At 67.7% G+C, this 858-nt stretch carries 1 pseudogene; it reads left to right on the top strand.

From position 1 onward, the window contains the following. Positions 1 to 787, top strand: a pseudogene (locus tag K789_RS0109395) (TIGR01906 family membrane protein); the annotation flags it as partial. Positions 788 to 858 lie beyond the last annotated feature (71 nt).

The raw sequence follows: 858 nt of genomic DNA, 5'->3' as shown, positions 1-858 counted from the left end.
GCCGACGTCCGCGCTGCAGGTCCGGCCCCCGGAGGAAGAAGTGCAGCGCCGGAACGCCGAGCGGGAACACGCGGCGAACGCCAAGCCCGTCGCCCCGCGCGTGATGCAGGTCCTCCTCGCCGTGTGTTTCCCGGTCATTCTGCTGGTGCTGGCCGTCCGGGCCGTCGCCAGCCCCTTGTTCCTCTGGGTCGAGTACAACCGGCCCGGGTTCCCGGGCGACGGCTACGGCTTCAGTACCGATGACCGCATGACGTACGGCTCCTACGCCGTGGACTACCTCAGCAACTGGGCAGGACCGCGGTACCTGGGGGAACTCGTCCACCGCGGCGGAGACAAACTGTTCAAGGATGGCGAGGTCAGCCACATGGCCGACGTCAAGCTCGTCATCCTGTCCGCCTTCGGCGCCGGGGTCCTGCTGATCCTGCTGAGCCTGATAGCCGTAATCTACCTGCGGCGCCGCAGTACCGGCGGAGTGCGCCGCGGCTTGTTCGCCGGGTCCATCATCACCCTCGTCGTCATCCTCAGCCTGGGTGTGCTGGGTGTGCTGGGCTGGGAACAGTTCTTCGCCCAGTTCCACAGCGTCTTCTTCGCCAGCGGCACCTGGACGTTCTCCCTGCAGGACACCCTGATCCGGCTCTTCCCGGCCCAGTTCTGGGTCGATGGCGGGATCGTCATCGCCGGCCTGGTGCTGATCGCCGCGCTCGTCACCCTGATCCTGACCTGGCCGACGCGCAAGCGCCGCGGGCTGCCGAAACGGGGTGCAGCGAAAGAGGACCCGGCCGGTGAGGACACCACGGAAGCCGTCTCCACCACAGCTGCTGTTCCCGCCGACGCTGTCCCAGCCAAGCGCTCGCTCTT

This window comes from Arthrobacter sp. TB 26 (assembly GCF_000427315.1).
Lineage (GTDB): Bacteria > Actinomycetota > Actinomycetes > Actinomycetales > Micrococcaceae > Arthrobacter.
This window is presented reverse-complemented; position numbering and strand designations above follow the sequence as displayed.